Origin of the sequence: Streptomyces iakyrus, from assembly GCF_000717055.1 — a bacterium.
Taxonomy (GTDB): Bacteria; Actinomycetota; Actinomycetes; order Streptomycetales; family Streptomycetaceae; genus Streptomyces; species Streptomyces iakyrus.
Window position 1 is genome coordinate 1 of the sequence record NZ_JNXI01000048.1, and the last position, 14,586, is coordinate 14,586.

Annotated in this window: 14 protein-coding genes and 1 pseudogene; 4 read left to right on the forward strand and 11 right to left on the reverse strand. The window is 67.5% G+C overall.

From position 1 onward, the window contains the following. Positions 1–57 precede the first annotated feature (57 nt). From OO68_RS40775 to OO68_RS40805, 7 genes and pseudogenes are all read right to left on the reverse strand, one after another. A pseudogene (locus OO68_RS40775) lies at positions 58–669 on the reverse strand (TOBE domain-containing protein); the annotation flags it as partial. Continuing rightward, a complete protein-coding gene (locus tag OO68_RS48560; protein ID WP_342449675.1) occupies positions 621–1,529 on the reverse strand; it encodes an extracellular solute-binding protein in 909 nt (302 codons plus the stop codon). The gene OO68_RS48560 and the pseudogene OO68_RS40775, both read right to left, overlap by 49 nt. 268 nt (positions 1,530–1,797) lie before the next feature. Continuing rightward, on the reverse strand, positions 1,798–2,532 hold the full coding sequence (locus tag OO68_RS40785) for an SDR family NAD(P)-dependent oxidoreductase (protein WP_033314553.1): 735 nt from the start codon (positions 2,530–2,532) through the stop codon (positions 1,798–1,800). Positions 2,533–2,604: 72 nt separating this feature from the next. Further along, positions 2,605–3,711 carry an alanine racemase gene (locus OO68_RS40790; protein ID WP_033314554.1) on the reverse strand — a complete coding sequence of 369 codons (1,107 nt, stop codon included), beginning with the start codon at positions 3,709–3,711 and terminating at the stop codon, positions 2,605–2,607. 120 nt (positions 3,712–3,831) lie between these two features. Then, complete coding sequence (locus tag OO68_RS40795; protein WP_051815017.1) at positions 3,832–4,317, reverse strand: RidA family protein; 486 nt, start codon at positions 4,315–4,317, stop codon at positions 3,832–3,834. A gap of 660 nt (positions 4,318–4,977) precedes the next feature. Next, positions 4,978–5,187, reverse strand: coding sequence for a DUF2180 family protein (locus OO68_RS40800; protein ID WP_033314556.1), 210 nt, complete (start codon positions 5,185–5,187; stop codon positions 4,978–4,980). Between the two features lie 413 nt (positions 5,188–5,600). Further along, a complete protein-coding gene (locus OO68_RS40805; RefSeq protein WP_033314557.1) occupies positions 5,601–6,287 on the reverse strand; it encodes a GntR family transcriptional regulator in 687 nt (228 codons plus the stop codon). Positions 6,288–6,465: 178 nt separating this feature from the next. On the opposite strand from OO68_RS40805, the gene OO68_RS40810 reads away from it, so the two are divergent. The 4 genes from OO68_RS40810 (at position 6,466) to solA (ending at position 10,467) form a co-directional block, all read left to right on the forward strand. After that, positions 6,466–7,146, forward strand: a complete 681-nt coding sequence (locus OO68_RS40810) for a haloacid dehalogenase type II (RefSeq protein ID WP_033314558.1) — start codon at positions 6,466–6,468, stop codon at positions 7,144–7,146. A 50-nt stretch (positions 7,147–7,196) separates the two neighbouring features. Beyond that, a complete protein-coding gene (locus OO68_RS40815; RefSeq protein WP_033314559.1) occupies positions 7,197–7,682 on the forward strand; it encodes a RidA family protein in 486 nt (161 codons plus the stop codon). A 215-nt stretch (positions 7,683–7,897) separates the two neighbouring features. Continuing rightward, positions 7,898–9,301, forward strand: coding sequence for an NAD(P)/FAD-dependent oxidoreductase (locus OO68_RS40820; protein WP_033314560.1), 1,404 nt, complete (start codon positions 7,898–7,900; stop codon positions 9,299–9,301). A gap of 20 nt (positions 9,302–9,321) precedes the next feature. Continuing rightward, complete coding sequence (gene solA, locus OO68_RS40825) at positions 9,322–10,467, forward strand: N-methyl-L-tryptophan oxidase (RefSeq protein WP_033314561.1); 1,146 nt, start codon at positions 9,322–9,324, stop codon at positions 10,465–10,467. Between the two features lie 39 nt (positions 10,468–10,506). Here the strand turns inward: solA and OO68_RS40830 are convergent, their stop codons facing one another. From OO68_RS40830 to OO68_RS40845, 4 genes are all read right to left on the reverse strand, one after another. Next, complete coding sequence (locus OO68_RS40830) at positions 10,507–11,679, reverse strand: ROK family transcriptional regulator (RefSeq protein WP_033314562.1); 1,173 nt, start codon at positions 11,677–11,679, stop codon at positions 10,507–10,509. 83 nt (positions 11,680–11,762) lie between these two features. Next, positions 11,763–12,842, reverse strand: coding sequence for a phosphotransferase (locus OO68_RS40835; RefSeq protein WP_033314563.1), 1,080 nt, complete (start codon positions 12,840–12,842; stop codon positions 11,763–11,765). Positions 12,843–12,869: 27 nt separating this feature from the next. Continuing rightward, complete coding sequence (locus OO68_RS40840; RefSeq protein WP_033314564.1) at positions 12,870–14,219, reverse strand: aspartate aminotransferase family protein; 1,350 nt, start codon at positions 14,217–14,219, stop codon at positions 12,870–12,872. Positions 14,220–14,387: 168 nt separating this feature from the next. Continuing rightward, on the reverse strand, positions 14,388–14,586 hold a 199-nt coding region (locus OO68_RS40845; protein ID WP_033314565.1), incomplete at its 5' end, for a hypothetical protein.

The window sequence follows — 14,586 nt, forward strand, 5'->3', positions numbered from 1 at the left end:
AGCCAGCAACTTGCGCGAACCAGCGGGAGCCCCCGCGGTGAGGGTGGCGGCCATGACTCACCCCGCCTGTTCGTCGGCGAAGAGGTTGACGTCCTCGGGATCCGCGCAGATGCCGACCCGCTCACCGGCGACCGGTCCGCGGCCGGCGGGGACCTCCAGGCGCAGCAGCGGCCCGTCACCACCGTCGATCCGCACACCCGCGCGCACGAGGGTGCCGACGTAGGTGGCGGTCTCGACGGTTCCGGTACAGAACCCGTCGTCGGCGGCACAGGCCCGCAGCCGGCCCGGCTGCACAGCGACCTTCACCTCGGTACCCGTGGCGAGGTCGTGACGGCGGGCCTTGAGCAGGCCGCCACTGTTGTCGAGGCGGACCAGGGTGTGGGCGTCGGTGTGCTGCTCGATACGTCCGGGCAGGAAGTTCGCCGCGCCGAGGAAGTCCGCGACGAACGGCGTCTTCGGCCGCTCGAACAGCTCACGGGGGGTGTCGAACTGCTCGATCAGACCGTTGCGCATCACCGCGATACGGTCCGACATCACCAGCTGCGGGGCCAGCCTCGTCACATCCCGGTCTCCGACGGTGATGGTGCCGGAGTCGGGTTCACAGAACCCGGCGATCATCATCAGCGTCGTGGTCTTGCCCGACCCGGAGGAGCCGAGGAAGGTGACGAACCATAGCCCGAGAACTGGCGGCGCATACCGTTGAGCTGCCTGGTGACCGGGACGCCCTGCTTCTCCAGGTCGGCGAGGCGGCCGTCCCAGACGGTCGACATCGTGACCTCCTGGCGGCTGAGCAGCACGCCGGGCAGCGGGCCGCTGTCCCAGAACTTCTTGATGTCACCCCGCAGCCGGGTCAGCACCTTGAAGGCGCGGTCCACATCCAGCGGATACAGCTTGTCCATCGGGACACCGTCGGCCAGCAGCGCGAACTCCAGCTCCGGCAGGTCACCGTCCGGGTTGCACATGGAACGGCCGCCCTTGAACACCTTGGTGTCCCAGAAGTCGGCCCACGACTCCGGCTTCTTTCCCCCGAACGCATCCGTGCGGTACCCGATGCACTGGCCGTAGAAGGCGTGGCCGATCGCATGGTCGGTGATCTGGGCATCGGGGATCTTCGCGCTCTTCACGCTCTTGATCCGGTCGAGGTCCAGCTTCTCCAGCGCGTCCTGCTGGACGTACTTGGTGTGCGACATCATCGAGTTGTTGATCAGGTCGCACTGCGTACGGCCGATCTGGGAATCACTCATGACAATTCTCCTCATACAGGATGCATGGGACCAGCTGTGCGGGGCTTTACCTCGCAGGTGCGGAGGGGGTGATGCGGGGCGAGCAACACGGGCGGAAGCATGTGCCGTTCGTGTTGCGGTCGCCGCTTTGGGTGCGGATCGCAGTGGATCGAAGTCCCCGACGACCTCGTGTCGGGGCGACGCCGTCTGGAAGGCCGGGCGAGTGGCGGTAAGGAGCCGGAGGCACGCAGGCCGTGACCGGCAGGGTGGCGGCGGTCTCCCCGCAGCCCGCGGCATGAAGGCCATGGTGAGGGTGCGGGCTAGCGTTCGGGGGACGTGCCGAACGGTCCGCCCGGCCCAGGCGACGTTGCTCAGCGGACGGCTTCGTGAGAGGTGGCCGGCCCGGGCGCATGGTGGGTGGCGCGCTTCGAGTGCGGCGACTGCGGCGACTGCGGCCTGCGTTCGACTCGTGGTCGATCGGCCATGCCGCGTTCAGCGGTCGCGCGGGGCAGTCGGCGCGACGGAAGAGCAGGTCGTTCGGCCCATCGCTGGTGGTGATGCCCGGCAGGGTCGTTCAGGAAGCGGTGTACCCGCCGTCGACGGTCAGGACCGATCCGGTCACGTACGACGACTCGGAGGAGGCGAAGAAGAGCACCGCGTCGGCGACCTCTTCGGGGGTGGCGAGGCGTTGGAGCGGGATCGTGCTCTCGCGCTGGCGGCGGTAGGCCTCGGGGTCGGGCCTGCGCTGGAACGCCGCTTCGATGACCGGAGTGACGGTCAGACCCGGAGCGACGACGTTGACGCGGATGTTGCGCGGGGCCCATTCGATCGCCGCGCCCTTGGCGAGCATGATGAGGCCGCCCTTGGCGGCGGAATACAGGACCTGTCCGGCCATGCCCACCATGCCCAGCCGGGAACTGACGCAGACGAACGATCCCCCTGTCTCGGGCATCAGCGGCGCGAAGTGCTTCATCACCAGGAACGCGCTGAGCAGGTTGCTCTCCAGCACGCGCTTCGCGTCCTCACAGGCCATCTCGGTCAGCGGACTGACCGCCTGAAGGCCGTGGTTGAGGACGACGACGTCGACGGTGCCGAAGGACTCCGCGGCCTGCTTGGCCAGGCGCTCGACGAACGCCTCGTCGTTGAGGTCTCCGGGGACGTACAGGTCGTCGGGCTGGGCGCTGTCGAGTCGCTCCCTGCGGCCGGTGAGCAGCAGTCGCGCGCCCTCGCGGCGGAAGTGGGAACTCACGGCTTCCCCGATGCCACTGCTGGCACCGGTCACCAAGGCCGTGACGTTGTTGAGTCTCATGTCGGGCACTCCTTTGCGGGGGAGGTCGGCCGGGTCGCGGGCTCGGGTACGAGGGCCCCTCCCCGGCGCCGGTCAGTTGAGGAATCCGCGGGCGTCGACCGGCCACCGCTCCAGCGACGTGCCCGTGCTGTCGGTGACGATCAGTTCCTCGAAACCGAGGACGACCGGGCACACGTGGTTCGGCACCACGGGGACGACGCTGCCGACGCCGGGGCGGAACTCGCCGTCCGGCAGCGGGAGGAACCCGTGGTACTCGTTGACCTTGGACAGGACCGCCTTCGTGCCGGCGATGCCGCCGTAGCCGATCTCGGGGCTGCCTTCTTTGCTGAGGGCCTTGTTGCCCACATCGACGATGACCTGGTCGGGGACCCAGTCACTGACCACGGTCCCGGCGACGAACAGCGCGATCTGGTCCTCCGTGCAGGCACCCAGCCGGGCGTTGTTCAGATCGCCGAAGACGTACTCGCCGGGACGGATCTCGGTGATCACGCTGCTGGTGGCGAACTCGAGGGTCGGAGTGGAGCCGGCGCTGACCACCTCTGCTGTGACACCGACGCCTTCGAGGCCGCGTACCGCGGTGGTGAGAGCGGCTTCCTGGTCCTGCGCGGCGTTCCGGCGAGCGTCCCGGTCGACGCAGCCGTGACCGGGATAGGTGAAGACGCCCGCCGGCACCAGACCGCGCTTGCGGGCGGCGAGCGCGAGATCGCCCGCGACCTCGGGCGGCGCCCCGGAACGACGCGCGCCGCAGTCGATCTCGATCACGACCTGTAGGCGGTCCGGTTCGTCTCCCATCGCGTCGGCGAGGGCATCGATCGCCGCGACGTTGTCGACGCCGACCCGCAGTCGGGCCGACTCGGCGAGCCGGCGGATCCGGGGCTTCTTCGATCCCGCGGCCCAGATCGGGTAGGCGAGGAAGATGTCGTCGAACCCGGCAGCGGCGAAGACCTCGGCCTCACCGACGTTTCCCGCGGTGATCCCGACCGCGCCGGCCTCGGTCTGGCGGCGCCCGATCTCCACGCACTTGTGCGTCTTGACGTGCGGCCTGACGTTGAGGTTGCGCTGGTCGGCGAAGCTCTGTATGCGGTCGATGTTGCCCTGCATGACGTCGACCAGGACGATCGGCGCGGGGGTGTCGATCCGCTCGACCAGAGCGTCGAGTGCCTGTTGCAGCCGGTTCACGCTGCCCTCCTTGTGATTCTGCCTGGGAATGATCGGGGGCGCGGTTGCCGGCTCCCCTCTGCTGCCTAATGCGCGCGGCCCGCGGAGCGCGGGCTCGAGTACACCGCCGTCTTGGGCGCTCTACACCGCGGTGCAGACCATCTGGATCTCGACCGGGCTGTTGACCGGCAGCCCGGCGACGCCGATCGCGGTGCGGGCGTGCCGCCCGTTCTCACCCAGCACCTCGATGAGGAGCTCACTGGCCGCGTTGGCGACCTTCGACTGCTCACCGAAGTCCGGCGTACTGGCCACGAAGACCAGCATTTGGACGATCCGGACCCGGTCCAGATCACCCACCGCCTGCACAGCGGCGGAAAGGCAGTTCAGCGCGGCATGACGCGCGAACTCACGCGCCGTCTCCAGGTCGACGTCCCGGCCGACAATGCCCTGCCCCAGCAACCAGCCGTCCTGGTAAGGCAGTTGGCCCGAGATGTAGATGCTGGAGTCCACACTCCGGTGGTGCACGTAGTACGGGTTGTCACGGAGCTCCGGAAGGACCAGCCCCAGAGCCTGGAGCCGGTCGGAAGCCGAGCCGGTGTTCGCTGCCGACGTCATGGACTGGCTCATCGAGCCACCTCCGCGGACGGAGCAGGGCACTCACCCACGCGGTTGGCCACGGGAACCCGCTTCTCATGAATCTTGATCATCTGCACTCGGGTCTCCTCGCGAGTAACAGCGGCGACATAGCGCCGTATGGTGGCTTAAAACCGCCCCCTATTGTCGTTTGTCGACCATATGGCTGCCTGTCGAGCAGTGTCAATACGAACTTCAACCATGAATGCGGCGCCGGAGTACCACGCGCGACCGGACCTGCCTCCGTCGGCGGCGACGATCGACGTCGCGATCCGACGCAACGGCCACAGTTCGTGACGGAGCAACTCACCGGCAGGCAGCGGAAGTTGATTGCACCGTTCCGGCCAGTCGCAATCTCGTCGATCGCGCAGCCATGGAGCCCTCCGGGTTCAAGCAGCGCGCCCCGCCCGCGCTCCAGTCGACACCCTGGACACCCTGGACACCTGGCGGCCGGTCCACGCTTGTCATGCCCCTACGACAACCGGTCACCCACGGTCGCGCCTCCAGCAGGGCGCACCGGCCATGGCCACGACTGAGGCCCGGACGCCGCTCCAGAGATCCGGGGTGGCGTCCGGGCAGACCGGGAAGGGTTGTTCGGACGGGCGGGACGCGTTCGGTGACCGATGATGCGATGCGATAAGCGCACCATCCGGGTCAGTGGGCCGTTTCGGCCGTGTCGCAGGTGTGGCACACCACCCTGCGCGCCGGGATACGGCCGTACGTAGCGCCCATGCCGAGCTGGCGGGTGACCTGTGCCTGACGTACGCGGGCGTGGTTCTCACAGGCGGCCAAGCCGCAGCGCGAGCACACACCGATGCCGGTGGTGTCGCTGCGCGCCTCCTGAAGGCAGTCGTAGCACCTCATGTTCAACTCCGATTTCAGCGGGGGCCAGGTGTGGCGGCCGACCAGACACGAACAAACCCACCCAGGCCACGCACACCTACTCAAGGAGCTTGAAAAGTAGGGCTAAATTTAGACATTGTCAATACTGAGACTCGTTCGCTGCCGTGTGGCCAGCGTGTGACATGGTGCGATGGCCTGACCTGACCACCAGTCAGCGTTCGTTGTACAGAGAGCCGGCGGCACGAGAATCGCCCGTTGAACGTCAGAACGCTGCGGACAGCGCCGCCGAGGAAGACGATCAAATCCGCTTGATGCCGCCGGTGCGCCAGGTCCTGGACGGCGCCCTTGCCTCGCCCGGACAAGGATGCGCCGCCACCCGCGCCCTCAGGGAAGAACGGGCCCGCCCGCGCGACCACCCGCAAGGAGGCAGGGCCTCATGCTTGCCCTGGCGTGCGCTCCCCCGGGTCTCCTGCCTGAGCTCCCAGCCCCACGGGGAAGTGGGCCGCCAGCTCCTGACGGAACGCGTCGGTGTCGCCTTCCAGGGCAACCGCAGCCAACCGCTCGTGCTCGACGACCAGTTGATGCGGGTCGTCGCTGTAGGTGCGGTGATCGACGCTGAGGTGAAGGCGCAGCTTGGTCTCCCAGCCGTTCCAGAGACTCTGCAGGACGCCGTGCCCCGAGAGGTCGTAGAAGAGCCTGTGGAAGCGAAGGTGCGCGTCGATGCTGGCCGGGATGTCGCCCTTCTCCATTGCCCGGCGGAGGTCCTCGACGGTTTGCAGCAACTGAGGCCGCTCAGGGCCACGCAGCGCTTCGGCCGAGAGCTCGGCGGCGTAGGGCTCGACACGCAGCCGGACCGAGTCGATCTCGGCGACCTCACGAGCGCTCACCTCTACGACGAACGCCCCGCGGTAGGGGATCTTGACGACGAGCCCTTCCTCCTCCAGCTTGGTCAGCGCCTCGCGCAGCGGGGACCGGCTGATGCCGAGATCCGCCGCGATGTGCGCCTCACGCAGCTGGCCACCGGGAGGTACGGTGCCGTCGAGGATGGCGGCACGCAGCGTGCGGTAGACGCCGTCCGGCGTCGTCATCCGCTGCTCCTGCCACTCGAACTTGTGGTCCACCCCGTCGTCCTTCCCTCGATCCCTGTCGACCACTTGGTCGTTTGTCGACTATACCGATCACCCGCCAGGGAGCCTCCCTCTATTGACAGCCCAGACACATCTGGTCGACAATCGACGAGCAAGATGGTCGACAATCGACCAACGCGCGGCTGCTCCCCTGAAACACCTGGAGGACCCAGTGGGATTCGACGTCAAGCCCAAGTTCGCGACGTTCGACATGAACGGCACGCTGATCAACTTCAGAATCAACGACACGATGCGTGAGGTCCTGGGCGACCGGCTGCCGACCGAGGTCGCCGATGAATACCTGCGGATCTGCAAGGCGTACCGGATCGACGAGTGCACGGGCGCGTACCAGCCGTTCCACCAGGTCGTCGCGCGCTCCATGGAACGCGCCTCGCGCAAGGTCGGTCTCGAGTACCGCGAGGACGAGGCGCGGGCGGTGTACGAGCGCATCCCCACGTGGGGCCCGCACCCCGGTGTCACCGAGGCGCTGAACCGCCTGGCCGAGGCGGTCCCGCTGGTGATCATCACGAACAGCGACACCGCGCACGCCGTGCGCCTCGCGGAGAACCTCAAGGCGCCGTTCGAGGTCATCATCAGCGCCGAGGAGATGGGCATGTACAAGCCGCGACTCGGCACGTTCGACTACATGTTCGACAAGCTCGGCGTGACACCCGACGAGCTCGTCCATGTCTCCGCGAGCCCGATGTACGACCTGCGCTCCGCGGCGATCATGGGCATTGAGAACAAGGTGTATGTGGACCGCGGCTGGGAGCACGACGAGCACTGGCTCGGCTACGAGCGGATCACCGACATCGCCGACCTCCCCGTCCTCTTCGGTCTGCCGCGCCCCTGACGCCCGAGCGGAGGAACTGAGGAAATGATCCCCAGCAAGGCGGTGACGGAATGAGTCAGCCCCTGCCTCAGACCGTCAAGGGTGACTCGGCTTCAGAAAGGCTCCAGGCCCTGGGACTGAAGCTACCCGTCCTCGCCGGCACCACGTACCTCGTGCCCCACCGGACGGTGGGCTCCATCATCCACCTTTCCGGCCAACTCCCCCTCAGGGACGGCGAGTTGCTGGGGCAGGGCGTTGTCGGCCGGGACGTGGAGCTGGAGACCGCGCAGGAGCTCGCACGCCATGCCGCGCTCAACGCGCTCGCCGCTGCTGTGCAGGCGGTGGGTGATCTGGACCGGGTCCGGATCGTGCAGATGCTGGTCTTCGTGGCCGGCACGCCGGACTTCGGTGAGCAGTCGAAGGTCGCCAACGCGGCCAGTGAACTGCTCATCGAGGTACTGGGTGAGAACGGACGGCACGCGCGCACCGCGATCGGTGTAGCCGGGCTGCCGCTCAACAGTCCCGTCGAGGTCCAGGTGATCTGCACTGCGGTGTAGCGGCGAGCCGGTCATGAGCAGTGGGCTGTGACCGGGCTCCGGCAAACCCTGGACGCCCTCGGCCGGCACGATGGGCACCCCTGCGCCGATCGTGCCGGCCGACGCGATGTCAGAACAGCGAGCCATCGAGGCTTCCTTCCAGCGCAGGTCCGACACAAAGCCCCCGCCGCACCACCCGACCCCCGCGGTTCCCAGAGACAGATGAAGGACACACCATGAAAGCCCCCGCGGCACCACCCAGAAACGGAGAGCTCGGCTTCTGGGTGGCCCAACTGGCTGACAAGAAGCCCTCGTTCCCCCGTTTCACCGGCCAGGACTCCGTCGACGTGGCCATTGTCGGCGGCGGCTACACCGGCTTGTGGGCGGCGTACTTCGCCAAGAAGCTCGAACCGTCGCTCTCGATTGCCGTCTTCGAGGCCGAGCAGGTGGGCTACGGCGCATCGGGGCGCAACGGTGGCTGGCTCTCTGCCATGCCCCCGGGAAACCGTGCCACCTTCGCCCGCGCCGGGGGAGGGCTGGAGGCGAGTCGGGCGCTTCAGCAGGAATTCGTCGCAGGTGTCGACGCGGTCCTGGACATCCTCCGGGCCGAGGGCATCGACGCCGATCAGCACAAGGGTGGCGCACTCGTCGCCGCCCACACTCAGGCAGGGCTGGGCCGGCTCGCGGCCAGGCGTGACGCCGAACTGAAGTACGGGCTGACCGACGACGAGGTCCGCCTGCTCGGCCGGGAGGAGTTCCGGTCCACGATCAATATCTCCACCGTCCACGGCGGGCTGTTCTACAAGCACTGCGCGCGGATCCACCCCGCGAAACTCGTCTACGGCCTCGCCGACACCCTGACCTCCATGGGGGTGACGATCTACGAGAGCAGCCGCGTGGACAGTGTCGAGGGCAAGACCCTCACCCTGGCCGACGGACGCGTCACCGCGGCGAAGACGTTCATCTGCACCGAGGGCTATTCGGGAACGCTGCTCGGCCGCCGGAGCGTGATCCCCGTCAATTCCTCGATGATCGTGACCGAGCCTCTGCCGGAGGAGGCATGGCAACAGATCGGCTGGAACGGGCCGCAATGCCTCAACGACTCCGCGCACACGTTCATCTACTCCCAGCGGACGTCGGACGGCCGTATCGCCATAGGGGGCCGTGGTGTTCCCTACCGCTTCGGGTCCGGTACGGGAGGAGCCGGTGCGACCGCCCAGTCCACCATCGACCTGATCTCGCACAAGCTCGGTTCCTTCTTCCCCGGCATTCCCTTCGAGGTGGAACACGCCTGGTCGGGAGTCCTGGGCGTCACACGGGACTGGAACGGCGGCGTGCACTGGGACCCGGTGTCCGGGGTCGGATCGTCCACCGGCTACGCGGGACACGGCGTCACGTCGGCCTACGTCGGCGGCAGGACCCTCGTGGAGCTCGCCTTCGAGAAGGAAACCGAACGGACCACCCTTCCCTGGGTCGGCTACCGGGCACGGAAGTGGGAACCGGAACCCATCCGCTGGCTGGGGGTTCATGCCATGTACCGGCTCTTCGGTGTCGCCGACCAGTGGGAAGAGCGCAGGGGCTCCAGCAAGACATCACTCCTGGCCCGATTCGGCAGCAGGCTCGCCGGACTTCACGAGTAGACGAAAGGGAACCTGCTCTCATGGACGCACAACTCGCAGTCATCGGCCTGGGCAGCATCGGAAGCATGGCCCTGTGGCAGGCGTCCCGGCTGTCCGACTCGGTAGTGGGCTTCGAGGCCGCCACCCCGGCCCACGGCCGCAGTGCCGTGGGCGGAGACACCCGCCTGTTCCGCATGATCTACCTCGGCAGGCCCGAGTACTACCCCATCATCGAACGCTCCCGCGGCCTGTGGGCGGAGCTCGAAGCGGAAACCGGGCAGGACATCCTCACCCCTACCGGGGGCCTGTCCATCGGGACCGCGAACGGCAGTTACATCAACAGCCTCCTCGATGCGACACGCATCACCGGAGCCGAGTACCACGTCCTCAGCCGGGAGGAGATGGCCGAACGCTATCCCCAGCACAACCTCCGCCCCGACGACTGCGCTGTCTACGACCCCCGCGCCGGTGTTCTGCGCACCGACCGCGCCGTGAGCGCCGCCGTCGCGGCGGCCCAGGCGAACGGTGCCACCGTCCTGCAGAACACGCCCGTGGACGGCATCACCGAAACCGACCGCGGAGTGGTCGTCACCTCGGGCGACCGGACCTGGACGTTCGAGAAGGTCATCGTCGCCTCCGGCGGCTGGTCCCGAAAACTCATGCCCGACCACCTCAAGGCCGTCACGGAAACCCATCGGATCGTCCTGACCTGGTTCATCGCCCAGGACGGCACCCAGTTCTCGCCGGAGAACTTCCCCGCCTTCAGCCGGTGGTACGAAGATCGCTCCATGTACGGTGCACCCGCCGTCGACGGCGTGACGGTCAAGGCATCAGTGGACGGACCGCTGGCCGGGCGCGCTAGGGCAACCCCCGACCCCGACGCCGTGCCCAGGGAGCTCACCCGGGAAGAAGTCGAAAAGGTCACCGAGATCGTCACCGAGTTCTTCCCCGGCCTGATCCCCACCATTGCGCGCTCCGACGCCTTCCCCGACCTCTTCACCGAGGACAGGCATCCGCTCCTCGGCTGGCTGGACGAGAACAGCAGGGTGTACTGCGCCACCGGATTCTCCGGCAAGGGCTTCAAGATGGCCACGGGCTATGGCCACATCGCCGCGCACGAGGCGCTCGGCAAACAGATCATCGAAGGCCTGGACTTCGTGCGTCCGGGCCGGTTCAGGATCGGGTGACCCAGCCGGTGCCGCGGCCTCGGCGCGGCAAAGTCCGGATCAGAACGCCGGCGCGGCCTGTTCCTTCTTCGGGCCTTGGGCGCGTGCCTTGAGCAGCGTGTCCCGCAGACGGTTGTGCGTCATGGCCAGGGAGGCGTGCACCGCGCCGCGTGCCACCGACAGTCCCAGAACCTGGGAGACGGTCGTGGTCCGGGGCACGGTCGGCAAACTGCGTTCGAGTCGCTTGCGCACCTCGGGGAGCACCTCGTCCACCAAGGGGCGCAAGCGGCCGACGAAGTACACGGCTTCAGGGTCGAGTGTCACGGCGACGGTGCTCACGGCGGTCGTGACCGCCGTCGTGAACGCCTTGAGTGTCTCCGCACGGGCCCGATGGTCCTGAGACGTGAGCCACAGGTCCTCGACGCGCTCGGTGTCCAGACCCTGTTCGCGAGCGAACGCCGCAAGCCCGGCGGTGCTCAGCAGCCCGTTGAGGGTGCGGTCGTCGACGCCCGAGGAGAGGGCACCGATGTCACCGAACGCGGGAGTACGTCCCCGAGCCAGTTCCCGGTCCGTACAGGTGGCGAAGTTCAGGGTGCTGCTGACGCTGAACAGGGCGGCGTTCTGGATGCTCGCGTCGTCCGTGAGCACCTGGAGCAAGGAGGCGTTCGCGTCGCTGTCGAATGTCACCGGAGCGTCGACGAGCTCTTCGACGATTCCGTGGAGCTCCCGGCCGGTGAAGATTTTCATCGGATCGGCAGGCCGGAAGACCTCGGCGCCGTCGCGGACATGGGCGGGCAGTGCCACGACGATCTGGCGCAGGGGCCCGCGTGCGGATGCGCCGGCCTGCGCGATCAGGTCGGCCAGCCACCGGCCGGCAGCGGGGACGTCGTGGTGCTCGGCCGTCGGGACGACCACGTGTCCGATCTCACGGCCGCGCAGGTCGGTCACCAGCACGCCGCTGGTCAAGGCGCCGAAGCCGACCCCCACGACGTGTCCGGCCGTCTCGGGGACATCGAGGTAGGTCGACCGACGGCCACGCCCTGCGACTTCGTCGACTCCCCTGTCCACGACGAACCCGTCGGAGCGCAGGTCTTCGACGGCCCGTGACACCGTCGCCTTGCTCAACCCCGTGAGCTCGATGAGCTTGTTCCGGGTCAACGGCGCACGGCAGAGAACCACGTCAAGGACACGTGCCTTGTTGTAGTCGCGTGGTGTGGGGTTGATGCTGCTCACCTCATGACCTTCGCGAGACCGTACGCGGCCCGAACCAGTGGTCTCCACCGGACTTGCCGACTGTCCGCGGGGCACCGCGCCGCTCAAGGCGTGTCATGGCGGGTGTTCAGCATGCGGTCCACGACCTCCTGCGTGGCGACGGCCATGCCCTGCTCCACGTTGACCCAGTCGTCTCTGGCGTGCTCCAGCAGATAGTCGCGACGTGCCGGCACCCGCTCGGCGCGCCAGTGGGTCACCAGCGCGCGCAGTGTCAGGCGTGCCAGCGCTGCGACAGGCAGGAGCGGGAGTTCGGTGTCCTTGATCGGCCGGGCCCGCTCGTATCCCGCGACGAAGCTGCATGCCTCGCGCCAGGGATCCGATGCTGTCCGGCCGAGGAGGTTCGCGACGGACACAGCTGGATCGAAGATCAATGCGCTGCGCATGCTGTCACCAAAGTCGATCACTCCGGTGACGAAGCCGTCCGCCCGCGGATCCACCAGGACGTTGTAGGGGCTGTAGTCACCATGGATCATTTGGGTCTCGAGATCACCCAGCCTCGGAACGACGGTCCCGTGGAACAGGCGGAACACCTCTTGAGCCAGCCGGCGGTGTGCGGCGCCCGGCGTGTGGCCGATGAGCTCCCGCAGCCGGTCGAAGTACCGAAGGTCCCAGACGAGGCGCCGATCGTCCGCTGGATGCCTGAACGACCGCAGCGCCAGATCCACCTGCCCGAGCATGTGCCCGGCCTGGGCAAACTGGTGGGGCTCGGGGTCCGTCCGCGCCAGTACGGCCCCTTCGACGAAGTCGAGGACGCGCAGGACGCGAACTCCGCCTTCTTCCGTCTCGATCGGTACGTTGTCGGTGCCCTGCAAGGTCTTCTCGACCCGTTGGACGGGGAGATGAGGAGCTTCGGATTCGAGGTGACGCATCACAGCCGTCTGCAGAGCTACGACGGCTACCGCCTCCTCGGGCGGGGACACTTTTACGAGGTGGTCGGCTGATCCGGTCCGCAGCCGGAACGTGTCGTCCTTCTCGGTCGCCAGCCGCTCGAGACGGCCGCTCAGCCCGTAGTGCCGGGCGAGGAGGGCATCCACCTCGTTCATCTCGATGGGTTCGTGGGACGACGCCAGGCCGCTCTCTTCGAACAACTGCTGGGCGATACGTGCGGGGGGCGAGGTGTTCACCGTTCGGTCCCTTCGGCTTTCAGCCTGCTAGAGGCGCGTCCCGGCGATCTCGGCGAAGGTTTCGAGGAAGCGCGTCACGTCGGCCGAGTCGAAGGCCAACGGGGGCCGGATCTTGAGCACGTTGACGGCTTCGCCGGTGCCGCTGATGAGGATGCGACGCTCGCGCATGTCGTTGATGACGTCGTCGGCGCGGACACGATCGGGCTCCAGCGATTCCCGGTCCTTCACGATTTCGACGCCCACGTACAGACCGCTGCCGCGGACCTCCGCGACGTGGGGAAGCTCGCGAGTGATCTCCTCAAGGCCGGCTCGAAGCGCGCTGCCGTTGTCGAGAACTCGCTGCTGCACGTTCTCCGCTTCGAAGACGTCCAGAACCGCGGCACCGGCGGCAACCGCGATCGAACTGCCGGCGAAGGTGTTGAAGTAACGAACATTCCGCCCGAACTCTTCGCACACCTCGGGCCTGAACACCACGCCGGAGATCGGCATACCATTGCCCATGGGTTTGCCCATCGTGACGATGTCCGGGAGCAGCCCATGCCGGCTGAACCCCCACATCGACTCTCCGAGCCGGGCGAATCCCGACTGGACCTCGTCGGCGATGTAGACGCCGCCCGCGGCGTGCACCTCCTCGACCATGTCACGCAGGTAACCGACGGGGTCGGTGAAGAGGCCGTCGCTGGAATGGGCGCAGTCGGTGATCAGCGCCGCGAGCCTGTAACCGTGGCGCTCAAGGTCCTTGATCGCCCCGCGTACCTGGCTTCGCATGTAGTCGGGAAGCGATGAACCCGGCGGGACGAGTCGCGGATCAGGGGCATCGATGACCCGCACGTTCGGCCCGAGCGGTGACCCGGCACCGAGGGTCGGCGAGAAGCTCGCCACCTCGCGAGTGAGACCGTGGTAAGCCCAGCGCGTCACCACGATGCCCTCGCCGCCCGTGTGGAAGCGAGCCACGCGCATGGCCAGGTCGTTCGCCTCCGACCCGCTGCACGCGAAGCTGACCCTGGAGAGCGCTTCGGGCATGGTCGCGAGAAGGCGCTCGGCGTAGTCGACGAGTGACTCCTGCACATAGCGCGTGTTGGTGTTGACCGCCGCCATCTGACGGGACACCGCCTCGACGACGTGCGGGTGTGCGTGACCGACACACGGCACGTTGTTGTACGCGTCAAGGTAGTCGTTGCCCTCCCGGTCGAACAGGTGAGCACCTCGGCCCGAGACGAACTCGACCGGCTCCCGGTAGTTCAGTGCGTAGCCAGGGCCCAGCACGCTGTTTCGGCGCTTGACGGTGGACTGCATGCGCTCAGGCAGGCCATCGAGCGCTGCGGGATCGAACCTGTTGGGGTAGTTGGCCAGCGCTCGGCTCGGCGTGGAAGTCATCGGCGTCCCCTCTTCGCGGCTTACATCTCGTCATGGCTGCTTCAGCCATGTGCTTTTGTTTCAGTTCCAGCCTGAAACTTATACGGCGGATGCGGATGCGGCAACCCCTACGACGGCGAACCGCGCCCGCGTTGGACGGCCAGGAGACACGGCTGGCCCACGGGCAGCTCAGGCCATGGCCTGGCCACTGCCAGCGACTACCTCGGGGCGTAGCAGGGCGGCGAGCGTCTCGGCGGGGAGCAGGCCCTTCTCCAGGACGAGTTCGGCCACTCCGCGGCCGGTGGCGAGGGCCTCCTTGGCGATGTCGGTGGCGGCGGTGTAGCCGATGTGCGGGTTGAGGGCGGTGACCAGGCCGATGGAGTTCTCC

Coding starts and splice junctions, on each gene's coding strand:
- OO68_RS48560 (WP_342449675.1), bottom strand. CDS start 1,529: ATGGCCTTCATGCCGCGGGCTGCGGGGAGACCGCCGCCACCCTGCCGG.
- OO68_RS40785 (WP_033314553.1), bottom strand. CDS start 2,532: ATGAGACTCAACAACGTCACGGCCTTGGTGACCGGTGCCAGCAGTGGC.
- OO68_RS40795 (WP_051815017.1), bottom strand. CDS start 4,317: ATGAGCCAGTCCATGACGTCGGCAGCGAACACCGGCTCGGCTTCCGAC.
- OO68_RS40800 (WP_033314556.1), bottom strand. CDS start 5,187: ATGAGGTGCTACGACTGCCTTCAGGAGGCGCGCAGCGACACCACCGGC.
- OO68_RS40815 (WP_033314559.1), top strand. CDS start 7,197: ATGAGTCAGCCCCTGCCTCAGACCGTCAAGGGTGACTCGGCTTCAGAA.
- OO68_RS40820 (WP_033314560.1), top strand. CDS start 7,898: ATGAAAGCCCCCGCGGCACCACCCAGAAACGGAGAGCTCGGCTTCTGG.
- solA (WP_033314561.1), top strand. CDS start 9,322: ATGGACGCACAACTCGCAGTCATCGGCCTGGGCAGCATCGGAAGCATG.
- OO68_RS40840 (WP_033314564.1), bottom strand. CDS start 14,219: ATGACTTCCACGCCGAGCCGAGCGCTGGCCAACTACCCCAACAGGTTC.